This is a genomic window from Chromobacterium sp. S0633 (assembly GCF_024158805.1).
Lineage (GTDB): Bacteria > Pseudomonadota > Gammaproteobacteria > Burkholderiales > Chromobacteriaceae > Chromobacterium.
Genome location: NZ_JAMZGH010000004.1, coordinates 89,242 through 113,271, shown reverse-complemented (window position 1 = coordinate 113,271; position 24,030 = coordinate 89,242). Strand labels below are relative to the sequence as shown.

Annotated in this window: 24 protein-coding genes; 10 read left to right on the top strand and 14 right to left on the bottom strand. The window is 63.1% G+C overall.

Annotation, left to right across the window (positions count from 1 at the left end; all coding sequences use genetic code 11):
• Window positions 1-249: 249 nt before the first annotated feature.
• Entirely contained in the window at window positions 250-918 is a 669-nt protein-coding gene (locus tag NK214_RS04005) for a GntR family transcriptional regulator (protein ID WP_107798155.1), read from the top strand.
• On the opposite strand, the gene NK214_RS04000 is transcribed toward NK214_RS04005, so the two are convergent.
• Complete coding sequence (locus tag NK214_RS04000) at window positions 901-1,806, bottom strand: LysR family transcriptional regulator (RefSeq protein WP_253313804.1); 906 nt, start codon at window positions 1,804-1,806, stop codon at window positions 901-903. The two genes, NK214_RS04005 and NK214_RS04000, sit on opposite strands and share 18 nt — an antisense overlap.
• 87 nt (window positions 1,807-1,893) lie before the next feature.
• On the opposite strand from NK214_RS04000, the gene mdtH reads away from it, so the two are divergent.
• On the top strand, window positions 1,894-3,096 hold the full coding sequence (mdtH, locus tag NK214_RS03995; protein WP_227106926.1) for a multidrug efflux MFS transporter MdtH: 1,203 nt from the start codon (window positions 1,894-1,896) through the stop codon (window positions 3,094-3,096).
• Between the two features lie 85 nt (window positions 3,097-3,181).
• Here mdtH and NK214_RS03990 read toward each other — a convergent pair whose 3' ends face one another.
• Window positions 3,182-3,385, bottom strand: a complete 204-nt coding sequence (locus tag NK214_RS03990) for a cold-shock protein (protein ID WP_019101271.1) — start codon at window positions 3,383-3,385, stop codon at window positions 3,182-3,184.
• A 231-nt stretch (window positions 3,386-3,616) separates the two neighbouring features.
• Between NK214_RS03990 and clpS the strand changes: the two genes are divergently transcribed.
• Window positions 3,617-3,925 carry an ATP-dependent Clp protease adapter ClpS gene (clpS, locus tag NK214_RS03985; protein ID WP_019101854.1) on the top strand — a complete coding sequence of 103 codons (309 nt, stop codon included), beginning with the start codon at window positions 3,617-3,619 and terminating at the stop codon, window positions 3,923-3,925.
• A complete protein-coding gene (gene clpA / locus NK214_RS03980) occupies window positions 3,925-6,201 on the top strand; it encodes an ATP-dependent Clp protease ATP-binding subunit ClpA (RefSeq protein WP_227106924.1) in 2,277 nt (758 codons plus the stop codon). Before clpS ends, clpA begins: the two co-directional genes overlap by 1 nt.
• Before the next feature lie 53 nt (window positions 6,202-6,254).
• Here clpA and xerD read toward each other — a convergent pair whose 3' ends face one another.
• The 8 genes from xerD to NK214_RS03940 form a co-directional block, all read right to left on the bottom strand.
• Window positions 6,255-7,163, bottom strand: a complete 909-nt coding sequence (gene xerD / locus NK214_RS03975; RefSeq protein ID WP_370646544.1) for a site-specific tyrosine recombinase XerD — start codon at window positions 7,161-7,163, stop codon at window positions 6,255-6,257.
• 196 nt (window positions 7,164-7,359) lie between these two features.
• On the bottom strand, window positions 7,360-7,827 hold the full coding sequence (locus tag NK214_RS03970; protein ID WP_107798150.1) for a methylated-DNA--[protein]-cysteine S-methyltransferase: 468 nt from the start codon (window positions 7,825-7,827) through the stop codon (window positions 7,360-7,362).
• 85 nt (window positions 7,828-7,912) lie between these two features.
• Window positions 7,913-8,281: a 50S ribosomal protein L19 gene (rplS, locus tag NK214_RS03965; protein WP_019102875.1), complete on the bottom strand. Its 369-nt coding sequence runs from the start codon at window positions 8,279-8,281 to the stop codon at window positions 7,913-7,915.
• A gap of 3 nt (window positions 8,282-8,284) precedes the next feature.
• Window positions 8,285-9,052: a tRNA (guanosine(37)-N1)-methyltransferase TrmD gene (gene trmD, locus NK214_RS03960; protein ID WP_048415670.1), complete on the bottom strand. Its 768-nt coding sequence runs from the start codon at window positions 9,050-9,052 to the stop codon at window positions 8,285-8,287.
• The gene (gene rimM, locus NK214_RS03955) at window positions 9,052-9,558 is read right to left on the bottom strand and encodes a ribosome maturation factor RimM (protein ID WP_253313803.1); all 507 of its coding nucleotides are present in this window, start codon (window positions 9,556-9,558) and stop codon (window positions 9,052-9,054) included. The genes trmD and rimM overlap by 1 nt, the downstream gene beginning before the upstream one ends.
• 35 nt (window positions 9,559-9,593) lie before the next feature.
• Window positions 9,594-9,842: a 30S ribosomal protein S16 gene (rpsP, locus tag NK214_RS03950; protein WP_019102878.1), complete on the bottom strand. Its 249-nt coding sequence runs from the start codon at window positions 9,840-9,842 to the stop codon at window positions 9,594-9,596.
• Between the two features lie 106 nt (window positions 9,843-9,948).
• Window positions 9,949-12,624 carry a bifunctional acetate--CoA ligase family protein/GNAT family N-acetyltransferase gene (locus NK214_RS03945; RefSeq protein WP_107798148.1) on the bottom strand — a complete coding sequence of 892 codons (2,676 nt, stop codon included), beginning with the start codon at window positions 12,622-12,624 and terminating at the stop codon, window positions 9,949-9,951.
• Window positions 12,621-13,631 (bottom strand): cation diffusion facilitator family transporter, encoded by a 1,011-nt coding sequence (locus NK214_RS03940; RefSeq protein WP_227106919.1) that lies wholly within the window; start codon window positions 13,629-13,631, stop codon window positions 12,621-12,623. Before NK214_RS03940 ends, NK214_RS03945 begins: the two co-directional genes overlap by 4 nt.
• A gap of 188 nt (window positions 13,632-13,819) precedes the next feature.
• Between NK214_RS03940 and nadA the strand changes: the two genes are divergently transcribed.
• The 5 genes from nadA to rpoS all read left to right on the top strand — a co-directional run bounded on the left by nadA (window position 13,820) and on the right by rpoS (window position 18,418).
• The gene (gene nadA, locus NK214_RS03935; protein WP_107798147.1) at window positions 13,820-14,737 is read left to right on the top strand and encodes a quinolinate synthase NadA; all 918 of its coding nucleotides are present in this window, start codon (window positions 13,820-13,822) and stop codon (window positions 14,735-14,737) included.
• A 130-nt stretch (window positions 14,738-14,867) separates the two neighbouring features.
• Window positions 14,868-15,614: a 5'/3'-nucleotidase SurE gene (gene surE, locus NK214_RS03930; RefSeq protein WP_253313802.1), complete on the top strand. Its 747-nt coding sequence runs from the start codon at window positions 14,868-14,870 to the stop codon at window positions 15,612-15,614.
• The gene (locus NK214_RS03925) at window positions 15,596-16,267 is read left to right on the top strand and encodes a protein-L-isoaspartate(D-aspartate) O-methyltransferase (protein ID WP_019102883.1); all 672 of its coding nucleotides are present in this window, start codon (window positions 15,596-15,598) and stop codon (window positions 16,265-16,267) included. Before surE ends, NK214_RS03925 begins: the two co-directional genes overlap by 19 nt.
• The gene (locus NK214_RS03920; protein WP_253313801.1) at window positions 16,180-17,421 is read left to right on the top strand and encodes a peptidoglycan DD-metalloendopeptidase family protein; all 1,242 of its coding nucleotides are present in this window, start codon (window positions 16,180-16,182) and stop codon (window positions 17,419-17,421) included. Before NK214_RS03925 ends, NK214_RS03920 begins: the two co-directional genes overlap by 88 nt.
• A 49-nt stretch (window positions 17,422-17,470) precedes the next feature.
• Window positions 17,471-18,418, top strand: coding sequence for an RNA polymerase sigma factor RpoS (gene rpoS / locus NK214_RS03915; protein ID WP_019102885.1), 948 nt, complete (start codon window positions 17,471-17,473; stop codon window positions 18,416-18,418).
• Between the two features lie 50 nt (window positions 18,419-18,468).
• Here rpoS and NK214_RS03910 read toward each other — a convergent pair whose 3' ends face one another.
• The 3 genes from NK214_RS03910 to NK214_RS03900 are packed head-to-tail and all read right to left on the bottom strand — an operon-like array spanning window position 18,469 to window position 22,241.
• Window positions 18,469-20,406 carry a DUF3488 and transglutaminase-like domain-containing protein gene (locus NK214_RS03910; RefSeq protein WP_253313800.1) on the bottom strand — a complete coding sequence of 646 codons (1,938 nt, stop codon included), beginning with the start codon at window positions 20,404-20,406 and terminating at the stop codon, window positions 18,469-18,471.
• Complete coding sequence (locus tag NK214_RS03905; RefSeq protein WP_253313799.1) at window positions 20,393-21,361, bottom strand: DUF58 domain-containing protein; 969 nt, start codon at window positions 21,359-21,361, stop codon at window positions 20,393-20,395. Before NK214_RS03905 ends, NK214_RS03910 begins: the two co-directional genes overlap by 14 nt.
• Window positions 21,345-22,241: a MoxR family ATPase gene (locus NK214_RS03900; RefSeq protein ID WP_081544285.1), complete on the bottom strand. Its 897-nt coding sequence runs from the start codon at window positions 22,239-22,241 to the stop codon at window positions 21,345-21,347. Before NK214_RS03900 ends, NK214_RS03905 begins: the two co-directional genes overlap by 17 nt.
• 73 nt (window positions 22,242-22,314) lie before the next feature.
• Between NK214_RS03900 and NK214_RS03895 the strand changes: the two genes are divergently transcribed.
• A complete protein-coding gene (locus tag NK214_RS03895) occupies window positions 22,315-23,274 on the top strand; it encodes a histone deacetylase family protein (RefSeq protein WP_107798142.1) in 960 nt (319 codons plus the stop codon).
• 62 nt (window positions 23,275-23,336) lie between these two features.
• Here the strand turns inward: NK214_RS03895 and plsY are convergent, their stop codons facing one another.
• A complete protein-coding gene (plsY, locus tag NK214_RS03890) occupies window positions 23,337-23,966 on the bottom strand; it encodes a glycerol-3-phosphate 1-O-acyltransferase PlsY (protein ID WP_107798141.1) in 630 nt (209 codons plus the stop codon).
• Between the last annotated feature and the right edge of the window lie 64 nt (window positions 23,967-24,030).

Sequence of the window (24,030 nt, the reverse complement as noted above, 5' to 3'; positions counted from 1 at the left end):
ATAGCCCCTCTCGTGTCAGCCATTTCAAACAAGCGTTTTAATCGTATGATTGATATGATGAATGCGCAAGTAAAACCTTCGCAACGCTTGTCTAGTGCGGCAAGTTGACAACAGTCGACGCCAAAACCGCTGATAATGTTTTGATAACAACAATCTGTCGGACAAACTACTGCCAGACAAACGTTGCAGTTTGATTGCCGGCGCATATCAAACATAGGAAAATAATAATATTCTATTCCGGAGAGCAAGATGACGTTCAAAGCGAACGACTCACTGACCGAACAAATTGCCCAATACCTGGGCAAACAAATCATACAAGGCACGATGCAAGCCGGAGAGCGCATCCAGGAATTGCGCATTGCGTCGGAACTGGAAGTCAGCCGCGGGTCCGTACGCGAAGCTTTATTGATTTTGCAACGCCGCCATCTGGTGGAGATTTTCCCGCGTCGCGGCGCGGTGGTGTCCAGCATCACCGGTCAGGATGTGCGCCATTTCTTCGAACTGTGGTTCCTGCTGCTGGATCAAGCGGTCTGTAACCTCGCCACCTCCTGGCAAAACGACGACCTGGCCCACTTCTTCGAAGTCACCACCCAGTTAGCCGAATGCAACCGCAAAGACGATTTGCACGGCTTTTACGACCACGGCGTCGATTTTCTCGACACCCTGTACCGCTACGCCGGCAACCGCTATCTGGAACACACGCTGAAGGACTTACTGCCGCTGACTCAGCGCTGCCTGTTCGCCATTCTGCGCGCCGGCAAGAGCCAGATGGACCAGACCCAGCTCTTCCTGGAAAACCTGCTCAAGACCATCATCGCCCGCGACACCGCCAGATTGCGCCAGATGGTGGCCGAGTTCGGCCAGCAATACAGCCAACTGGCGCAAAGCGCCGCCGAATCGCTAGCCGGACGCCATTAAGGCCCACCGCCCGGCCAAAGCCCGGGCGGCGTCCAGCACCAGCTCCTTCCCCGCATCCCTGCGCTTGCCGGCGCGCCAGGCCATGGTGACCTCCCACTGCCAGGTCGGCAGGTCGGCAATGCTCAGCCGTCGCAAAACGCCGTCGGCCAGATCGGACTGAATCGACAGCTCCGGCATGAAACACAGAAAACCGTGACGCAAGGCCAACTCCCTGGCCGCCGACGCCGGCTGGATCGCATGGATGGGCTGGGCCACGGTGCGCGCCAGCCGCAGCCGGCGTATCAACTCATCGCACTCCACGCCCCAGTATTGGGGCGCGATCCGGTAGGACGCCACCTCCTCCAAACTCAGCGGCTGCTCCCGCTCCGCCAAGGGATGCCCGGCCGCCGCCACCGCCACGATGGGAGAGCGCCACAGCGTTTCCATCTGAATGCCCGCCATCGCCGGACACCGCAACACAAAGCCGACCTGCACCAGGCCGGACAACAGGTTCTGCATGATTAGCGGCGAGTGATCGGTGTCGCAGCGGATTTCCAGCGGCGCCTCGGCCAGGTCCAGCAATAAAGGGCCGAAAACCGCCGAAGTCAGCGACGGCAGGCAAGACAGCCGCAGGCAGGGCAAGGCCGGCGTGCCCTGCAGGATCTCCCTCCCCTGCTCCAAGGCCGACACCGCCTGCTGCGCCGATGGCAAAAAGGCCAGGCAGGCCGCTGTGGGTTCCGCGCCACGACGGTGGCGATGAAACAGGCAAGTCCCCAGCTCCTGCTCCAGCAATTGCACCCGCTGACTGACCTGGGGCTGCGACCAGCCGCGCTTGGCGGCGGCCTGGCTGAAGCTGCCCAGCTCGGCGATATCCAGCAATAGGCGCAAATCGGAGAGCGCGATAGACATAAGAAAATCCAATATTAACTATTACGGATTAGTCAGTTTCAGAATATCAGGAGCCTTCATAGAATGACATGAAAATAAGGAGATTTCATGGCGCTGCTAAAGCGGGCCCGGACCTTGGGCAAAGGCTTCATCCTGCTGGACAATCTGATCGTGGTATTTGGTTTCTTCATGGTCTTTCCGCTGATCAGCCTGCATTTCGTCGATCAACTGGGCTGGACCGCGGCCGCGGTGGGCTTTGGGCTGGGTTTGCGCCAGTTCACCCAGCAAGGACTGGGCTTGTTCGGCGGCTCCCTGGCCGACCGTTTCGGCGCCAAACCGCTGATCGTGGCCGGCATGCTGCTGCGAGCCGCCGGCTTTGCCGCCATGGCGCTGGCGAACGCGCCGTGGCAGCTCTGGCTGTCCTGCCTGCTCTCCGGCCTGGGCGGCACGCTGTTCGATCCGCCGCGCTCCGCGCTGGTGGCCAAATTGACACGACCGCGCGAACGCAACCGCTTCTATTCGCTGCTGATGATGCAGGACAGCGCCGGCGCGGTGGGCGGCGCCTTGTTCGGCTCCTGGCTGCTGCAATTCGACTTCCACTGGGTATGCCTGGGCGGCGCCGTCGCGTTTTTGGCGGCGGCGGCGGCAAACGCCTGCCTGCTGCCGAACTACCGCGTCGCCGCCCGGCGGGCACCCGCGCTGGCCTCCATCCGCATCGTGCTGAACGATCATCGTTTCCTGAAGCTGGTGCTCACGCTCAGCGGTTATTACCTGCTCAGCGTGCAGATCATGCTGTTGCTGCCCATCGCCATCAAGCAATTGACCGGCACCGCCCAGGCCGTGGGCTGGATGTACGGCCTGGAAACCGCCTTGTCGCTGAGCCTGCTCTATCCTTTGGCGCGGCTGGGCGAACGCCATTTCCGCCTGGAAACCCGGGTACTGGCCGGCATCGCGTTGATGAGCCTCAGCCTGGCCTGCATGGCCGTGGCGCGGCAGCCGCTGACCGCCTTCCTCATCCTGGCCGCCTTCTTTCTCGGCACCCTCATCACCGAACCGGCGCGGGAAACCCTGGTGGCCAGCCTGGCCCGTCCGGAAGCCAGAGCCAGCTATATGGGCGCCAGCCGGCTGGGCCTGGCCCTGGGCGGCGGCGGCGGCTTTCTCGCCGGCGGCTGGCTCTACGACTTTGCCCAAAGCCGGCATCAAGCCGGCCTGCCCTGGCTGCTGCTGGCCGCCGCGGGCGCGCTCACCTTCATTGCGCTGGCGCGCCAGTTTGGTCCCGCCGCGCCGCGGACGCTCAAACAAGCGGCCTGACAACAACAAAAGCCCGCCGGATGGCGGGCTTTTCATCAATCAGCTGGGCTGTTTGCCTTGCGACAAACAGACAGTAAAACCGGTGTTACGCGTTCTGAATATTGGACGCTTGCTTGCCCTTCGGACCGGACACCACTTCAAAGCTTACACGTTGCCCTTCTTTCAGGGTTTTGAAGCCTTGCATGTTGATGGCCGAGAAGTGAGCGAACAAATCCTCGCCGCCTTCATCCGGAGTAATGAAGCCAAAGCCTTTAGCGTCATTGAACCACTTAACGGTACCTAATGCCATTCTTACTTCCTTGCAAAAAAAGGCTGGTGAAGCCGACCAACTTAGAGCTTAATAAGAGTTGTCTGGCTTGCCTAGCGCAAAAAAATGCCAAACAGTTAAGCCAAGCACCAGCTGCATTTCTACGCAACCCGCCGCTCATCGTCAAGTCGTAGAGGAAAAGTGCCAGTCCCCTTGAAAAAAACTCTCGGGGAACCCAAATTGAAGTAAGACGCAGATTCCACGAAAGCCGACATGTCTACGCAGTTCAAGGACGATGCCATACAAGAGGCGTCCCGGGTTAGGGAAAACCCACCCCCGATGTATAAGGTCTTGTTATTGAACGATGATTTTACCCCGATGGATTTTGTGATCCAGGTCCTCCAGCAGTTCTTCTACATGAACCGCGAAAAGGCCACTCACATCATGCTGCAAGTCCACACGCAAGGTCACGGCGTGTGTGGCGTTTATACCAAAGACGTGGCTGCAACAAAGGTCGAGCAGGTGTTGCAATATGCGAAAGCGCACCAGCATCCGCTCCAGTGCGTTATGGAGGAAAACTGATGATTGCCCAGGAGCTTGAAGTAAGCCTGCACATGGCGTTCATGGACGCAAGGCGCAAGCGCCACGAGTTCATCAGCGTGGAGCATCTGTTACTCGCGATGACCGACAACCCGTCGGCCGCCGAAGTACTGCGCGCATGTGGAGCCAACATCGACCAGCTGAAAAAACAGCTGGGCGATTTCATCGATGAGCACACCCCCACCGTGCCCGGGGAGGCGGAGGTGGAAACTCAACCCACTCTCGGCTTCCAGCGCGTGATACAGCGCGCGATCCTGCACGTGCAGTCTTCCGGCAAAAAAGAGGTGACCGGGGCTAACATCCTGGTGGCCATCTTCGGCGAGAAGGACTCCCACGCGGTGTACTATCTGCACCAGCAAGGCATTTCGCGGCTGGACGTGGTGAATTTCATTTCTCACGGAATCACCAAGCAGCGCTCGCAGCAGCAGCCGCAGGAGCCGCGCGACAGCAGCGGCGAAGCGGAGAGCGAGGAGCAGGCCACCGGTCCGGGCGGCGCGCTGGAAAACTACACGCTGAACCTCAACCAGCAGGCGCGCGACGGCAGGATAGATCCGCTGATCGGCCGCGAGTCCGAGCTGGAGCGCACCGTGCAGATTCTGTGCCGTCGCCGCAAGAACAACCCCTTGCTGGTGGGCGAGGCCGGCGTGGGCAAGACCGCCATCGCCGAAGGCCTGGCGCGCCGCATCGTCAACGGCGAAGTGCCGGAGATTCTGGGCAAGTCCACCGTCTACGCGCTGGACATGGGGGCGCTGCTGGCCGGCACCAAATACCGCGGCGATTTCGAACAGCGGCTGAAGGCGGTGATCAAGCAATTGACCGAGGACAGCAACGCCATTCTGTTCATCGACGAGATTCACACGCTGATCGGCGCCGGGGCGGCCTCGGGCGGCACGCTGGACGCGTCCAACCTGCTGAAGCCGGCCTTGTCCAACGGCAGCCTGCGCTGTATCGGGGCGACCACCTACAACGAATACCGCAGCATCTTCGAGAAGGACAACGCGCTGTCGCGCCGTTTCCAGAAGATCGACGTCAACGAGCCGACGGTGGAGCAGACCGTGGAAATCCTCAAGGGGCTGAAATCCCGCTTCGAGGCCCACCACGGCGTCAAGTACACCCAGTCCGCGCTGTCCACCGCGGCGGAGCTGTCGGCGCGCTTCATCAACGACCGCCATCTGCCGGACAAGGCCATCGACGTGATCGACGAGGCCGGCGCCGCGCAGAAGATTCTGCCCAAGTCCAAGCAGAAGAAGGTCATCAACAAGACCGAGATCGAGGACATCGTCGCCAAGATCGCGCGCATTCCGCCCAAGACCGTGTCGTCCGACGACAAGAACGTGCTGAAGAACCTGGAGCGCGATCTGAAAAACGTGGTCTTCGGTCAGGAAAAAGCCATCGAAGGGCTGGCCAGCGCCATCAAGATGACGCGTTCCGGCCTGGGCAATCCGCAAAAGCCGATCGGTTCCTTCCTGTTCTCCGGTCCCACCGGCGTCGGCAAGACCGAAGTGGCGCGACAACTGGCCTATATCCTGGGCGTGGAACTGATCCGCTTCGACATGTCCGAGTACATGGAGCGCCACGCGGTGTCTCGGCTGATCGGCGCGCCTCCGGGCTATGTCGGCTTCGAACAGGGCGGCCAGCTGACCGAGGCGGTCAACAAGCATCCGTACGCGGTGGTCTTGCTGGATGAGATCGAAAAAGCGCATCCGGACATCTACAACGTGCTGTTGCAGGTGATGGACCACGGCACCCTGACCGACAACAACGGCCGCAAGGCAGACTTCCGCAACGTGGTGATCATCATGACCACCAACGCGGGCGCGGAGTCCCTGTCCAAGCCGACGCTGGGCTTCACCCAGACCAAGGCGGCCGGCGACGAGATGGGCGACATCAAGAAACAGTTCAGTCCGGAATTCCGCAACCGCCTGGACGCCATCATCCCGTTCAAGATGCTGGACGAGCAGATCATCCTGCAAGTGGTGGACAAGTTCCTGATGCAGCTGGAGCAGCAGTTGGCGGAGAAGCGGGTGGACATCCACTTCACCGACGAGCTGCGGCGCTACCTGGCGAAGAACGGCTTCGATCCGCTGATGGGCGCCCGCCCGATGGCGCGTCTGATCCAGGACACGCTGCGCAAGGCGCTGGCCGACGAGTTGCTGTTCGGCCGTCTGGTCACCGGCGGCGAAGTCACCGTCACCGTGGTGGACGACAAGGTGGAGCTGCAGTTCGACCACCAGGCCTTAGCGCCCGAACCGGCCTGATCTTGATACGGCAATACGCAACGCCCGCTGACGCGGGCGTTTTTCTTTTCATCTCAACCGCGAGGATGATGTTTGGCGTGCAGCTGTTTCAAGCGCTCGCGCGCCACATGGGTATAGATCTGCGTGGTGGAAATGTCAGAATGCCCCAGCAGCAGCTGCACCACGCGCAAATCCGCGCCGTGGTTGACCAGATGGGTGGCGAAGGCGTGACGCAACACGTGCGGGCTCACCGCCGGCAAGCCCTGGCGCTTGGCGTACTGCGAGATCAGATGCCAGGCCATCTGCCGCGTCATGCCCGCCTTGCGCTGGGTCACGAACACCGTGTCGCAGACCGCGCCCGCCAGCAAAACCGGCCTCGCCTCGGCCAGATAACGCTGCAGCCACTCCTGGGCCAGCTCGCCCAAGGGCACCAGTCTCTCCTTATTGCCCTTGCCCATGGTCTTGACCAGGCCGTCCAGCAAATTCACTTGTTGCAGAGTCAAGCCCACCAGCTCCGACACGCGCAAGCCGCTGGCGTAAAGCAGCTCCAGCATCGCGCGGTCGCGCAGGCCCAGCGGCGTGCCCACGTCCGGCGCTTCCAGCAAGGCTTCCACATGCCGCTCGGACAGGGATTTGGGCAAGCGCGGCCCCTGTTTGGGCGCGCGCAAGCGTGCGCAAGGGTCGTCGCCGCGCAAACCCGCCTGCGCCAGATATTGATAAAAGCGCTTCATCGCCGACACCATCCGCGCCCGGGTCGCCGGCTTCTCTCGGTCCACGCCCAGCAAGAGCGCCTGTTCCAGGTGCTCAGAAGCGGCCTCCGTCAGGCTAACGCCCTCGTCTCCCAGTCTCGCTGCCAGCTTGCCCAGATCGCGCCGATACGCGGCCAGGGTGTTCTTGGACAGGCCGTCGCTCAACCATAACTGGTCCAGAAACGCGTCGATGACCTCCTCGGCCGCCTTCATTGCTTCGCTGCTCGCATCCATTATTGTCGTCGTCCGCCGATATGCGCGTCAGGCCGCCGCCCGCGCGAAACATCCATACTGAATAATCCTCAGTCTTTGTCCGCCTCGCGGGCAAAACATTCCCCTGCTCCCCTTGAAGGCGAGCCCGGGCCTCGCTCAATGACCTCGACTCGCGCCGCAACAGACGCAAAGCGGCGCCTTGCGCGCGTCCCTCCGCTCAACAACCGAACTCATGCGCCAGCAGCCACTGCTTGATGTCCACGGTTTCCCGGCCCAAGGAGCGATTGAAGCCGCCCAGGCTGTTGCGGGCCACCACGCGGTGGCAAGGCACGATGATGGGCACCGGATTGCGCCCGCAGGCATTGCCCACCGCCCGCGCCGACGAGCCCAGCGCCGTGGCGATATCCTGATAGCGCGCCATCTGCCCGCAGGGAATCCGTTCTATCTCGCGCCAGACGCGCTGCTGGTGCTCGCTGCCCCGCAAACGATAAGGCAGGCTGAAGCCAAAGCGCGGATCGACGAAATAAGCGCGCAGCTGTTCCGCCACCTCCTGCTCCAGACTGCGCGGCTCCGGCGGCCTGAGGGCTTGCCGCTCGGCCAGGAATTCCAGATTCACCAGCGCGCCGTCGAGACATACCATGCCCAGCTGCCCGAACGGCGCGTCGATCACCGCGCTGTATTCCATGTGTCCGCCTCCGGATAATAAAAAAGCGCAAGGCATCGCCTTGCGCTTTGAACTGTCATCAAGCCTAAGCCTGACTCGACAAGGCTTAGCCTTGCTTGCGAGCCGGCAGTTTTTCCTTGATGCGTGCGGATTTGCCGGTACGGCCGCGCAGGTAGTACAGCTTGGCGCGACGCACGTCACCACGGCGCTTCACTTCAACGGAAGCCACCAGCGGGGAGTAGGTTTGGAAAGTACGCTCTACGCCTTCGCCGGCGGACATCTTGCGCACGGTGAAAGCGCTGTTCAGACCAGCGTTTTTCTTGGCGATAACCACGCCTTCGTAAGCCTGCAGACGTTCGCGGTTGCCTTCCTTAACCTTCACCTGAACGACGATGGTGTCGCCCGGGGCGAATTCCGGCAGGGTTTTGCCCAGGCGGGCGATTTCTTCTTGCTCGAGTTTCTGGATCAGATCCATGATTCACTCCTGGTTTTTCTGGAGATCTTGTTCCTGCTGGTACTCCGCCAGCAGCCGAGATTCCTGTTTTGTCAAAATACGGCCTTGCAGCAAATCCGGGCGACGTTGCATCGTCCTGCCCAGAGCCTGTTTCAGCCGCCATTTAGCGATCAGCGCATGATTACCGGACAACAGCACGTCCGGCACCCGCATGCCCTGATAGTCTTCGGGTCGGGTATAGTGCGGACAATCAAGAAGCCCGTCCACAAATGAATCTTCGTAAGCCGACTGCGCGTCGTTCAGGACGCCGGGCAGCAAACGCACCACCGCGTCCATCAGCACCATGGCCGGCAGCTCGCCGCCGGACAGCACGTAGTCGCCGATGGAAATCTCCTCGTCGACCTCGCGCTGGATCAACCTCTCGTCCACGCCCTCGTAGCGGCCGCACAGCAGGATCAGGCCCGCTCTTTGCGACAGCTCCGCCGCCTTCGCATGCGTCAGCGGACGGCCTTGCGGCGAAAGATAAATCACATGGCTGCGCTCGGCTCCGGCTTGCGCCTGCCTCGCCCTGGCCGCCGCGATGGACTGCGCCAGGGGCTCGATCTGCATCACCATGCCGGGGCCGCCGCCATAAGGCCGGTCGTCTACCCGGCGGTAGTTGTCATGCGTGAAATCGCGAGGATTCCAGGCCTGAAAACCCCAAATGCCCAAATCAAGCGCCCGCTGGCTAACGCCAAAGCGGGCAATGGAATCGAACATCTCCGGAAACAGCGTTACCGCGTCGATCTGCATCAGTAGTCCAGACCCCAGTCCACCTGGATCTTGCCTGCGGCAAGCTGAACTTCCAGCACATACTGATCCACGAAGGGAATCATGCGCTGGCCGTCCGCGCCTTGCACCACCAACACATCGTGCGCGCCGGTTTCCATCAATTCGCTGACTTTGCCCAGCACTTCGCCTTGCTGATTGACGACTTCCAGACCGATCAGATCGGCCCAGTAGTATTCGCCTTCCTCGGCGGCCGGCAACTCTTCGCGCGGCACGGCGATTTGCATGCCGCGCAGGGCTTCGGCCGCGTCGCGGTCTTCCACGCCTTCCAGCTTGGCGGCAAGCGCCTTGGGCTGGAGAGCGCCGTTTTCAAATGTGTACGGCTTCCAGTCGTTCTCCTTGCCCAGCCACCAGACCGGGTAGTCGAACAGACCGTCAGCGTATTCGGTGTCGGCCTGGACTTTCACCCAGCCCTTGACACCAAAGGCGCCACGCACAAACCCCATCACTACGAGATCTTCGTTGCGCATGCGCCTAGTCCGTCAGTTGATGTGTCAACGAACGCTTAGGCAGCGGCCTTCTGCTCTTTCAGCAGCTTGGCAACGGCGTCGGAAACTTGAGCGCCAACGCCAACCCAGTGGTTCAGGCGGTCCATGGTGAAACGCACGCGCTCTTGCTTCTCGTTGGCAACCGGGTTGTAGAAGCCAACGCGCTCGATGAAGCGACCGTCACGACGGTTACGGGAATCGGTCACCACGATGTTGTAGAACGGACGGTTCTTGGCGCCGCCACGTGCCAGACGAATCACTACCATTGTCGATTGTCCTTGAATAAAAACGGTATGAGAAAAGCCCACGATTTTAGGTCAGTTTTCCCTTATCTTGCAAGCGCTTAATGCAAGACGCCTGTCAAGCCCGCCGTTACAAGCTCTTGGACACCATGGTCAGGGCCCGGTCTTCCGGGTGCGGCTCCACGGAAAAGCCCAGCTTGTGCATCAGTTTCAACATGCCCTTATTGCCGGCCAACACCTCGCCGCGCATCACTTTCAGGCCCTGCTCCCGCGCCGCGTCGAACAAGGCGCTCATCAGAAGATAGCCTATGCCCTTGCCTTGCCAGCGGTCGGCCACCTCCAGCGCAAACTCGCAGCCCTCATTGTCCGGATCGGTGATGAAACGCGCCACCGCCAGCATTTCCTCGCCGTCTTTTTGTTCGCGCGTCATCGCCAGCGCCATCTCGCGGTCGTAATCCAGCTGGGTGAAACGCACCAACATGCTTTGCGACAATTGCTTGATGCTGGACAGGTAGCGGTTGTAGCGGCTCTCCTCGGACAGATTGCGTACGAACTCCTGTTGCATATCCGCATCTTCCGGACGCACTGGCCGCACCATCACATTGGTGCCGTCCTTCAATTTGGCGCACACCACCATATGGCTGGGATAAGGCATGATGGCCATATGGGCGTAGCGCTTCAAATCCGGCCGCCGCGGCCTGACGATGATGCGGGCGTCCAACGCGATCACGCCCTGCTCGTCGGCCACCAGCGGATTGATGTCCATCTCGCGCAGCTCGGGCAGCTCGCACACCATTTCCGACACATGCAGCAGCACATCCTCCAGCTCGTCCTGATCCACCGCCGGCAGGTTTTTGAACGCGCCCAGCAATTGGCCGATGCGGGTATGCCGGATCATGCTGGCCACCAGATAGCCGTTGAGCGGCGGCAGGGATAGCGCGCGGTCGTGCATCACCTCCACCGCGATGCCCCCGGCGCCGAAAGTGATCACCGGCCCGAAGGCTTCGTCGTGGGTAACGCCCACCATCACTTCGCGGGCGAAGCGGCGCTTGCGCATGGGCTGCACCGACACCCCGTCGATGCGCGCCTCCGGCCGCGCCTGGCGCGTGCGGCCGATGATGGCGTCGAACGCCTCGCGCAGCGTCGCCTCATTGCTGATGTTCAGCTCCACGCCGCCAACGTCCGACTTATAAATAATGTCCGGCGAATCGATCTTCAGCACCACCGGGTAGCCGATCTTGTCGGCCTGCTTGACCGCCTCGTTGGCGGTGCGCGCCAGCCGGGTGGGATTGACCGGAATCTGGAAGGCGGCCAGCACTTCCTTGGATTCGCGCTCGGACAGAATGTCGCGGCCGTCCTTCAGCGCCGAGGCGATCACCTTGCGCGCCTTGGCCACGTCCGGGTCGGCGCGCTTGCCCTCCAACGGCCCCGGCGTCTGCAACAGCAACTGCTGGTTGCGCTGATAAGCCGCCAGATTGCGGAACACTTCGATGCCGTACTCCGGCGCGCGGAAGTGAGCGCACTTGGCTTTGGAAAACAGTTCGCGGCTTTCCGACACCTTGGCGTCGCCCAGCCAGGACAGGAACAGCGGCTTGGCGGATTCGCGCTGCAAGCCGATCATCAACTGCGCCGTGGTCAGGTGGTCGGTGCCGGCCTGCGGGGTGAACACCACCATCACGCCATCCACATTAGGGTCGTCCAGACAGGCCTTCACCGCGGTGCGAAAACGCGAGGGACTGGCGTCGCCTATGATGTCCAGCGGGTTGCCGTGCGACCAATTGCGCGGCAAGACCCCATTGAGCAGTTCCACGGTGGAATCGGACAGCTTGGCCAGCTCCACCCGGTTGGAATAGGCGCTGTCGGCGGCCAGCACGCCGGGGCCGATGCCGTTGGTGACGATGGCCAGCCGCTTGCCGCCCACCCGGTAGTTGGCCGCCAGCACCTTGGCCGCCGTGAACAGCTGGGCGATGGTGTCGACGCGCAGCACGCCGGCGCGCGCCAGCGCGGCGTCGAACACATCGCCGCTCTCCACCAGATTGCTGGAATGCGTAACCCCGGTCACCGCGTCCTCATAGCGGCCGGACTTGATCACCACCACCGGCTTGGTGCGCGCCGCGGCGCGCAGCGCCGACATGAAGCGGCGCGCGTCGTGAATGTGGTGGACATGCAACAGAATGCCCTGGGTGAAGTTGTCCGCCACCAGGTAATCCAGAATTTCGCCGAAGCCGACGTCCAGCGCGTTGCCCACTGAAATCACGCTGGAAAAACCGATGCCCTTGCTGTCCGCCCAATCCAGCATCGCCGTGCACAGCGCCGACGACTGCGACACCAGCGCCAGATTGCCCGGCCTCACCTTGCTGGTGTAGTTGCTGGCGTTGAAGCCGGCCACCGGCCGCATCAGGCCCAGCACGTTCGGCCCCAGGATGCGGATGCCGAAATGGCGGCTGATGGACAGCGTCTCGTTGATGATCTCCCGCTCCAGCTGTTCGCTGTCGGCGAACTCCTTGGCCAGCAGCACCGCCTTGATGCCCTTCTTGCCGCAGTCTTTCATGATCGCAGGCAGGGTGCGGGTGGCGGTCACCACCACCGCCAGATCCACGGGCTCGCTGATCTGACGCACCGAAGCCACCGCGGGCACCCCGGCCACCACCTTGTGGTTGAGGTTGACCGGAAACAGCTTGCCCTGGAAGTTGCCCGCCAGCAGATTGGCGAACACCGCCTGCCCGATCGAGCCCGGCGTGTCGCTGGCGCCGATCACGGCGACGCTGCGCGGCGAAAACAACGGTGTCAGGTAATGCGGCCTCATTGATGCTTATCCTCGGAAATAATGGTAACCGGCACGGTTTTCCCCGCCGGCGGCGGTAACGGCCACTCCGGCTGCAAAGTCACATGATCGATGCCGTACTCGCGCGACAGCATGCGCTGGCAAGCCGCCAGAATGCGCGGCCAATCCTGCGGCGCGGCCACCTGCAAATGCGCGGACAAGGCCACGCGGTCCGCGGCCATGGTCCAGACGTGCAGATCGTGCACCGATCTCACCCCGGCGATGCCGCCCAGGGCGCGGCCGATGCGGTTGAAATCCAGCTCCGCCGGCACCTCCTCCATCAACACCGCCAGCGACTTGCGCAGCAGCCGCCAGGTAGACGACAGAATCAGACAGGCCACCAGCATGGACAAGATCGGATCCGCCGGCGTCCAGCCGGTCCAGTACACGATGGCCCCGGAAGCGATCGCCGCCAGCGAGCCCAGCAAATCCCCCATCACGTGCAGCAGCGCCGCCTTGCTGTTAAGGCTGTGCGCGCCGCGGCTCAGAATCCACACGGCCAGCACATTCACCAGCAGGCCGGCCACGGCGATGCCCATCACCCCCAGGCCGTTGACCGCGTGCGGCTCCAGCAAGCGCCGCACCGCCTCCACCGCGATGAAGACGATGACGCCGAACATGAACAGGCTGTTCAGAAACGCGCCTATCACCTCCGCGCGGCCATGGCCGAAAGAATGCGACTCGTCCGCAGGACGGCGGCCGATATGCGCCACCCACAAGGCCAGCAACAGCGAAATGGAATCGGTCAGCATATGGCCGGCGTCCGACAACAAGGCCAGCGATCCCGTCGCCCAGCCGCCCACCGCCTCCACGCAGGCGAAGCCTATCGTCAGCAGCGCCACCCAGCGCAAGGCGCGCATGCTGGCGGCGCGCGCCGCCGCGCCCGTCACCCCGCCGTGGGGATGGCGATGCGGGTGATTGTAATCGTGCTCGTCGTCATGCTCACCGCCCGCCGAGCCATCATCATGCAGACTGAACCTTGACGTCATCTTGACCTCCGGCAAGCCGAATCCATCGCACCCCGCTTCGCCGCAAGGGCCTAACAAGAATGGACTGGCGCGGACACTACAATATTGTTAATCTTTGCTGTTTAGCAATAGCTCTTTACTGCACCGCACAAAGTCGCCACGCGCCCCTTGCTCCAACAAGGCCGGATGGCGGCGGGAGTCGATCCATCATGACGAAACGCGTCGTCACGCTTGCCCATTACTATACCCAGCCTGAAATCCAGAAAATGGCCGACAAGGTTGGCGACAGCCTGGAACTTTCTTTGTACGCCAAGGAAGCCAATGCCGACATCATCGTTTTTGCCGGCGTGCGCTTCATGGCGGAAACCGCGAAAATCCTCAATCCCCAGGCGGAAGTGATTCTGCCCGACGCCGGTTCCACCTGTTCGCTGGTGACACAGACCGACGTCGCCGCGCTGGCCAAATGGCGCAAGCAGCACCCGGACCACGTGCACGTTTCCTATATCAACTCCAGCGCCGAGCACAAAGCGCTGTCCGACTGGATCGTCACCAGCCGCAATGTGGACGACATCATTGCCCACCTGTACGCCGAAGGCAAAAAAGTGATCTTCTCGCCGGACCGCAATATGGGCGGCTACCTCAACTATCAGTACGGCTACGACATGCCGCTGTGGTCGGCGGTGTGCGAGGTGCACGACAAATTCAACGAAGCGGCGCTGGACGAGGCCTTCGCGGTCGCCGGCGCGGAGAAATACCTGATCGCCCATCCGGAAAGCCCGCTGCCGGTGCTGAAGAAGGCCGATTACGTCGGCTCCACCTCCGGCATGCTCAACTGGGTCAAGCAATTCTCCGGCAGCCCGGACGCGGTGATCTTCGTCGCCACCGAAGACGGCATCCTCTACAACATGGGACTGGCCCGTCCGGATCTGGACCTGCGTCAGGCGCCGATCTACGCCGGCTGCCAATGCAACTCCTGTCCGTACATGAAGATGAACACCATAGAAGCGGTCAAGCGCGCTCAGCAGGGCGTGGGCTTGCGCATCGACTACCTCAGCCGGGAACAGATGGACGCGGCGCGGCTGCCGATCGAGCGCATGCTGGAATTCAGCCAGCGTTACTACGCCTGAGCCGCTTTCCCCAACCCGCCCACCGGCGGGTTTTGTTTGTCCGTCTTCCACGCCAGACTTTTCCGCGTCATCGTTGGAGCGATACAATCAGCCGGGCCACCTTTGCCGGCAAGAACAATAGAAAGACAGCATGAAGTTTCTCATCAGCAACGACGACGGTTATTTCGCTCCGGGACTGGCCATGCTGGCGCAAACCCTGTCCCGCCACGGCGAAGTCGTCGTTGTCGCGCCGGAGCGGGACCGCAGCGGCGCCAGCAACTCCCTGACCCTGGATCGCCCCTTGACCGTGCGCAAGGCCGCCAACGGCTTTCACTACGTCAACGGCACCCCCACCGACTGCGTGCACCTCGCGGTGACCGGCATGCTGGACTTCAAACCGGACATGGTGTTCAGCGGCATCAACCACGGCCCCAATATGGGCGACGACACCCTGTACTCCGGCACCGTGGCCGCCGCCACCGAAGGCTTCATGCTGGGCATTCCCTCCATCGCGGTGTCGCTGGCCGGCTATAGCGGCCAGCACTTCGCCAGCGCCGGCCTAGTCGTCGATCAACTGGTGGAACGCTGCAAGCGCACCCCCTTCCGCGAGCCGGTGCTGCTCAACGTCAACGTGCCCGACATCGCTCCGGAAGCACTGGGCCAATTGACCGTCACCCGCCTGGGCCGCCGCCACTGCGCGCAGCCGGTGATCAAGTCTCAGAATCCTCGCGGCGAGACGATATACTGGGTAGGACCGGTCGGCAATGTGCAGGACGCCGGCGCGGGCACGGACTTCGGCGCGCTGGCCAACAACGATATTTCAGTGACGCCGCTAATGCTGGATTTAACCGCCTATGGCCAACTAGACGGAATCAAAACATGGCTACACCACAGCTGACGCCGGGCCAGCCGGCCTACGGCATGCTTTCCGACCGCACCCGACGCCGCATGGTCGAGCGCCTGCGCCAGAACGGCGTGGCCGACGAACGCGTGCTGACCGCGATGTCGGACGTGCCGCGTCACCTGTTTGTAGACCAGGCGCTGGCCACCCGCGCCTACGACGACGTGTCGCTGCCCATAGGCCACGGCCAGACCATCTCCCAGCCTTTCACCGTGGCGCGGATGACGGAAATCCTGTTGAATGGCAAGAAACCGGGCAAAGTATTGGAGATAGGCACCGGCTGCGGCTATCAGACCGCGGTGCTGCTGAAGACCGGCGCCGAGGTCTACTCCATTGAACGCTTGGGCGTCATTCTTGACAAAGCCAGACGCAATTTGCGCGCCGCCAAGCTGGTGCACGCCCGCCTGGTCCACGGCGACGGCCATTTCGGCCTGGCCGAGGCCGCGCCCTTCGACGGCATCATCATGACCGCCGCCGCGCGCAACATCCCCCAGGCCCTGGTCGAACAACTCAACGACGGCGGCCGCATGATCATGCCGATAGGCGAAGAGGAACAGTACTTGTGGCTGATAGAGAAAACCGCGCAAGGCCTGCAGAAAAGCCGGCTGGACCCGGTGAAATTCGTACCCTTGCTTGCCGGACGCAGTTAAAACTGCAAAAACACAACAGTTTCTTTGTCCGACAATTTATCAAATCACTTAAACAGACTATAAAAAACAAAAGTATGCTAAAAATGCATTGCAGCTATGCATATATATTCACGGCTTCGATCGGCATCGCCCTGAGCGGATGCAGCAGCATCGCCCAGCAACCGGCCCCCGTGGAAAGCGCAACGCCGGCCGTCGCGCGCAGCGCGCCGCCTTCGGCGCCCGTCGCGACAGGCGGCAACAGTGCGGCGGTGACGACGCCGTACCAGGATAACGGAGGAGTGTCCGCCTCGGCGGCGGGCGCAACAACAAAAGAAAAGACCCATGTGGTTCAGCCGGGGGAAAACCTGTTCCGCATCTCTCTGAACAACGGCCTGAAATACAAGGACGTCGCGGCCTGGAACAACCTGCCGGACAACAACATCAAAGTAGGACAAGTACTGCGCTTGACCCCGCCCGGCGGCGACGCCCCTCCGGTGGCCAACGCCGGCCAGCCGACGGCCGGCGCCGCGCCGGTTCAGCCCAGCGCGCCGGTGGAAAGCGCAACTGTCCAAGCAGGCGGTGTCAAGGCCTACCCCAAAGCCCTGAAACTGCCATACAGCGCAGAAGCAGCAAAAACCCTGTCCGCCCAGAGCGAGGGAGGACCGGGCAACAACAAGAACGCTCAAGCCCCGATCAGCGCCGCCGGCTCGCCGGCGACGGCAAGCGCTCCGGCCAAGACCGAAGCGCCGGCGGCAACGCCGTCCAGCAAGCCCGAGGCCAGCAAGCCCGCGGCGAAAACGGACGAAGACGCGGTGCCGTGGCTGTGGCCGACCGAAGGCAAGATGATCCGGGGATATTCCGATAGCAGCAAGGGCATAGACATCAGCGGCCGCAGCGGCCAGCCGGTGTTGGCGGCGGGAGACGGCAAAGTGGTGTACAGCGGCACCGGCCTGCGTGGCTACGGCAAGCTGATCATCATCAAGCACAATAAATCCTTCCTGTCGGCCTACGCCCACAATAGCCAGTTGCTCGTAAAGGAGGGCCAGTCTGTCAAGCGAGGGCAGAAGATTGCCGAAATGGGCAATTCCGACGCCGACCAAGTGAAACTGCACTTTGAAATCCGCCGCCTCGGCAAGCCGGTGGATCCGATGCAGTACCTTGACCATAAGTCCTGACGGGCGGCCGGGGCCCCCGTCCAGGATCAGAAAGAGACGGGGGTAGAACATGAGTAGCGAACTCGACATTCTCGAAGAGCAAGAAATTCTCGACGAGGAAAGCAATGAGGAAGCCGTTGCCGAAGTGGAGGCAGAGGAAGTCGGCGAAGCGCAGCCGGTATACGAAGAAGTTGCCGACGTCACCCAAATCTACCTCAACGATATCGGCAACAACGCCCTGTTGACGCCGCAGGAAGAACTGGCTCTGGCCCGCCGCGTGGTGGCCGGAGAGTTCGAAGCGCGGCAGAAGATGATCGAACACAATCTGCGGCTGGTGGTGAACATCGCCAAGCATTACATCAACCGCGGCCTGGCGCTGTTGGATCTGATCGAGGAAGGCAATATCGGTCTGATGCACGCGCTGGAGAAGTTCGACCCCGAGCGCGGCTTCCGCTTCTCCACCTATGCCACCTGGTGGATACGCCAGAGCATAGAGCGCGCCATCATGAACCAATCTCGCACCATCCGCCTGCCGGTGCACGTGATCAAGGAGCTCAACGTTTATCTGCGCGCTTCGCGCCACCTGGAAAGCCAGATCGGCCGCGAGCCGACTCTGGACGAAATCGCCCACCTGGTGGGCAAGCCGGTGGACGATGTGCGCAAGGTGATGAACCTCAACGAGCGCATGGCCTCGCTGGACGCGCCGCTGGACATCGATCCGATGCTGTCTATCGGCGAGTCCATCCCGGACGAGCAGCACGACGAGCCGGAAATCCAGTTGCACAACAGCCAGCTGGAGCATTTCGTCCATGAATGGCTGGGCCAGTTGAACGAGAAGCAGAAACTGGTGATCGAACGCCGTTACGGTCTGAACGGCTACGAGATCTGCACGCTGGAGGAATTGGCCGCCGCGCTGAGCCTGACCCGCGAACGCGTGCGCCAGATCCAGATCGAAGGCCTGGAACAGCTGCGCCGCATCCTGCGCCGCAAGGGCATCTCCAAGGACTTCCTGTTGTAGCGCGCCAGCGTGGACCGCAGCCAGCAGCCCCCGGCTCCCCGGGGGCTTCGTCATTTCCGCGCCAGACGAAAACGGCGGCTGCGACGCAGCCAGTCCCGCTGCCGGGCGGCGTCCGCGGCGCGCGAACGATAACGCAAGGCCACGTATTCGCTCACCAGGGTTTTCAACTGCGCGTATTCCGCGGCCGCCAGGTCGGGCTTGGCGCGACGCAACAGCTCCAAGGGCCCGTCGCAAGGACCGGCCTCTATCCGCCGCCGGCGCAATTGCGCCAACAACAGCCGCCAGCCCCTCGCCATCGGCTCCTCGCGTCCACGCCCCCGCCGCCACCACCAGGCCAGCGGCAAACCCGCCAGCAAGACGCCGACGAACAGGGCCTGCAACACGCTGCTCGCGCTCACGCTCTCGCCCAGGCCCAAGCGTTGAAACACATTGCGCTGCCGCGCAGCGTCGTAGCCCACCACCCATTGCTGCCAGGCGAAACCCGCGGCCTGCCAGTTCTGGCGCAGATTGCGCAACCAGGCCGGCGGCAAACCCGCCATCCCGCGCTCCCTCAAGGCCGGCACGCTCTGCTCCGCCCCATCCGCCAGGCGCAGCGGCGCCACCGCGCTGGTGGGATCGACGCGCAGCCATTGCCGGCTTTCCGCCAGCCAAACCTCCACCCAGGCGTGCGCGTCGGACGACTTCACCTGCCAGAAACGCCCCACCGGATTGTATTCTCCGCCCTGATAACCGACGACAATCCGCGCCGGCATGCCCGCGGCGCGCGCCAGAAACGCCAGTGCCGACGCGTAATGCTCGCAAAAGCCCTGCCGGCTGGAAAACAGGAATTGATCGACCTCGTCTTGCCGGTCCAGCAAGGGCGGATTCAGCGTATAGCGAAAGCCCTGGCTTCGAAACGCTTGCAAGGCGGCCTGCGCGAAAGCGCCCTCCCCCCGCGCCGCCAGCTCTCGCGCCCAAGCGCGCGCGCGTGGATTGCCGGGCGGCAAGCGCAGGTAAAACGCGCGCTCGGACTCGGACAAAACCGCCTGATAACGCGCGCCTAAGCGGCTGACGGCGTAAAAACGCTGAGTCCTCCTGTCCTTGGCGTCCCCGCGCAACACCATGCCGTACCGCAAACGCGACGCCTCGTCCGGCAGCGGCACATCCAGCGCCGGCAAGCGCCCCTTGTCCGGCTCCAGCGTAACCGCGTACTCCACCGTCTCCCCGCCGCTGACGCCCTCCGCTCCCGCGCCGCTCGCCTCCCCGTCGCCGCTCCAACGGCTGCCGTCGAAGCGGTCCAGCAACAAGACCCGCCAGTACATCTGCTCCCGCGGCGGCGCCCGCTGCGGGAACACCGCGGAAAACGCCGGTTCCCGGCTCAGAATCAGCTGGCTGACGCTGCCGGGCTCCAGGCTGTCGCCCAGGCCGCTGACCGCCTGCCTGCCCGGTTCGCTGGGCATGCTCCACAAGGGGCCGGACAGCCGCGGCATGATCACGAACAAGACCAGCATCAAGGGCAGCGCCAAGCCCAGGGCCGACGCGGCGGAGCGCAAGCTGCCGCGCCATGGCGCGCCCTCCAGCGCCGCCATCGCGCCGGTCAGCGCCAACAAACTCACGGCCAGCCAGGCCGCGGCCAACGGCGACTGGTCGAACAGCAAGGGCATGGCGGCCAGAAACACCCCCAAGGCGATCAACACCCGCCAATCCCGCAACTGAGCGCACTCCTGCGCCTTGAACCCCAGCAGCAACAGCAAAATGCCGACGCCGCCCTCGCGCCCCACCAGGGTGCCCAGCGTGCGCCAGGACAGCCAGGCGGCCAGCAGCAAGGGGGGCAACAACCACCAGAACGCCGGAGGCGCTCTGCGCCGCCAGACCAAGGCCGCCTTGCCCAGCAATAAGGCGAAAGCCAAGGCGACCAGCCAAAACGGCAGATGCAGCCATAGCGGCGCGGCGCTCAAGGCCACCGCGGCCAGCGCCGGCCACACTCTGGCGCGATCAGGAACGCTCATCGCCGCGCTCCAGATACAGGGCCAGAGCCGTCAGCGCCAATAAACGCTGTTGCGGCTGCGGCCCCACGCTGCGCGCCGGCAGCTTCAACACATAGGGCTGGCGCTGGCGCTCGCACTGCTCCACGCGCCAGGCCAGGCGCGACAGCTTGAGCTCCACATCGCCGCCTCGACCGTAATCCTGCCAGTCCAAGGCCAGCAAGCCGGCCCGCCCTTCCCCGGCGAACTGCTTGCTGACCAGCGCGCCGCGGCGCGCCAGCACTTTCCAGGCGATGCGGCGCGGCGAATCCCCGACTCGATACGCGTCCAGATGGGAGAAGTCCTCCTCCTCGCCCGGCAGCTCGCAGGGCTGATCCCCGCCGCCCTGGCTGCGGCCGCGCTGGCCGTCCTGCAAGGGCGCGGGAAACAACAGCACCTGGGCCCTCAGCCTGACCCAGGCGCTGGCGCGCACCAGGCCGAACGGCGCCTCGCTCCAGACCTGGCAAGCCGGCAGGGCCATATAGCCGCGCCGGCTGCCGCAAACGCTCAGCTCCACCTCGAACTCCGCTCCGCCGGGCAGACGGTCAATCCGGGTTTCCATCCCATCCTCCAGCGCCAGGCTCAGTTGACGCTCGCCCTCGTCCTCATGCTTCAGCAAGACGCGGAAACGCGCGGCGTCGCCGGCGAAGACCGGCTCCGCGTCCAGCGCGCGCAGCTGCAGGCCGGCCAGCTGCCGGTAAGCCAAGAGCACGGCCACCAGCAATAAACCGGCCACCCAGAACGACAGCGCGTAAGCAAGGCTGACGTCGTAGTTCAAAGCGCCTATCCATACCGCCAGCGCCACCAGGCCCAGCGTCATGCCGAAACGGGTGGGCAGCAGATAGATACGGTTTTGCTCCAGCCGGCAATGCTGCTGCGGCGTCGCGCGGCGCAACATCCATTGCCGCAGACGGCGACGCGGATCAAGGAATGGGAACATGAGCGAGCAGGCCGCTGGCGGCGTCGCCGCCGTTGCCGCCGAGCAGGCGATGGCCGGCCACGCTGGGAAAAACCGCTTTCACGTCCTCCGGCAACACGTGATCGCGCCCTTCCAGCAAGGCCCAGGCGCGCGCCGCAGCCGCCAGCGCCAGACCGGCGCGCGGGCTCAGCCCCGAGGCGAAGCGGCTGTCGCGGCGCGTGGCTTCGACCAAGGCCAGCACATAGCCGGCCAAGGCCGGACTGACGGTCAGCTCCGCGGCCTGGCGCTGCAGCGCGATCAAGTCACCGGGACGCAGGGCCGGCACCAGCTTGGCCAGCAGCTGACGGCGGTCTTCGCCTTGCAGCAAGGCCAGTTCGGCCTCGCGCGGCGGGTAGCCCAGGGAGATGCGCATCAAGAAGCGGTCCTGCTGCGACTCCGGCAACGGAAAAGTGCCGGCCTGCTCGGCCGGGTTCTGGGTGGCGATGACGAAGAAGGGCTCGGGCAAGGGATAGGTGGCGCCGTCGACCGAAACCTGGCGCTCCTCCATTGCCTCCAGCAAGGCGGACTGGACCTTGGGCGAGGCGCGATTGATCTCGTCGGCCAGCAGCACCTGGGAAAACACCGGGCCTTGATGGAAGTGGAAGGAGGCGGAATCGCGCTGATAGATATTGACGCCGAGAATGTCAGAAGGCAGCAGATCGCTGGTGAACTGCACCCGGCGATACTCCAGGCCCAAGACCCCGGCCAGACCGTGGGCCAACGTGGTCTTGCCCACGCCGGGCACGTCCTCGATCAATAAATGCCCCCGGGCGATCAGACAGGTCAAGGCCAGGCGGATCGCCTGCGGCTTGCCCAGGATCAGCTGATTCAGTTGACGATACGCAATGGAGAGAGATTGCATTTGCACCTGCTAACGCGCACTATTTATCGATATCGGATATCCTGCGTTCATTGTACGCAACAAGGAATCGCACGTGTTGACCTGGCTGAAAAAACGCTTGCAGCGCTCAGGCCTCACCGCCTACATCTCCCATCCCGAATGCCTGCAACACAATATGGGCGTCGGCCACCCGGAATGCCCCGAGCGCCTGATCGCCATCCGCGATCAATTGATGGCCTCGCAGATTCTGGACGGGCTGCAAGAGATCGAAGCGCCGGAAGTCACCGAACAGCAACTGGCCCGCGTGCATCCGCCCCACTATCTCGAATACCTGGAATCCTGCTCTCCCAGCATAGGCACTTTTCGCGTGGACCCGGACACCGCGATGTCCGCCGGCACGCTGCAAGCCGCCCGGCGCGCCGCCGGCGCCGTGGTCAAGGCGGTGGAACTGGTGGCGGAGGACAAGGCGCCCAACGCCTTCTGCGCGATCCGCCCGCCCGGCCATCACGCCGAAAGCGGCAAGGCAATGGGCTTCTGCTTCTTCAACAATCTGGCGATCGGCGTCACCCATGCGCTGGCCCATTATCAGTTTGAACGGGTGGCGGTGATAGATTTCGACGTCCACCACGGCAACGGCACCGAGGAAATCCTGCGCGACGATCCGCGGGTCTTGATGGTGTCCATCTTCCAGCACCCCTTCTATCCCTATAGCGGCGACGAGCCGCTGGGCCCGAACATGCACAATGTGCCGCTCAAGGCCGGCAGCGGCGGCCGCGAGTTCCGCGAGGCGGTGGAAACGGTGTGGCTGCCGCTATTGCACGACTTCCAGCCGCAGATTCTTTTCATTTCCGCCGGCTTCGACGCTCATCGCGAAGACGATATGGGTTCGCTGGGACTGGTGGAGGCCGACTACGAGTGGGTGACCCGCCACCTGATGCAGATCGCCGACCTCTACGCCGACGGCCGCGTGGTCTCGGTGCTGGAGGGCGGCTACGATCTGTCCGCGCTCGGCCGCAGCGTGGCCGCCCATCTGCGGGTGCTGTCCGACGGCTGAAACAGACCGCGCCAAAACAAAAGGCCGTCCAAAAGACGGCCTTTTCATGGGCTAAGCAAGGCTCAGGAAGAACTCTTGTCCGTCCCCTTGTCGCCTATTTTGTCCTCTTGACCGGTCAAGAGCTTGATCAGATTGGACTTGTGGCGATGCACCACCAGGATGGCGATGATGATGCAGCTGCCGAAGTACACGCTCTGCGGCCCAACGATGAAGTAGGCGTACACCGGCGTCAGCACGCAGGCGACGATGGCGGACAGCGAAGAAATCTTCAGCACGAAGGCGACGAACAGCCAGGTGGCCAGCGCCGCCAGCGCCAGCCACGGGCTGAAGCCCAACAGCACGCCCACCGCGGTGGCCACGCCCTTGCCGCCCTTGAAGCCGAAGAACACCGGCCACATGTGGCCGATCAGCACCGCCAGCGCCGCCAGCGCGATCGCCTGCTCGCCCAGGCCGTATCGCGGCCCGAACCAGGCGGTCAGCGCCACCGCCACCCAGCCCTTGATCCCGTCGCCGAGCAGGGTCAGCGCCGCCGCCAGCTTCTTGCCGCTGCGCAGCACATTGGTGGCGCCGGGGTTGCCGGAACCGTAACTGCGCGGGTCGGCCATGCCCATGGCCTTGCTGACAATCACCGCGAACGAGAGCGAGCCGATCAGATAGGCCGCAACAACAAAGGCAAAAGCTGTCGTGGTCATGGTGTATCCATTAGAATAGAAGGCTTCGGATTTTACGGTATCGGGCGGCAAACCCCAACTCCCA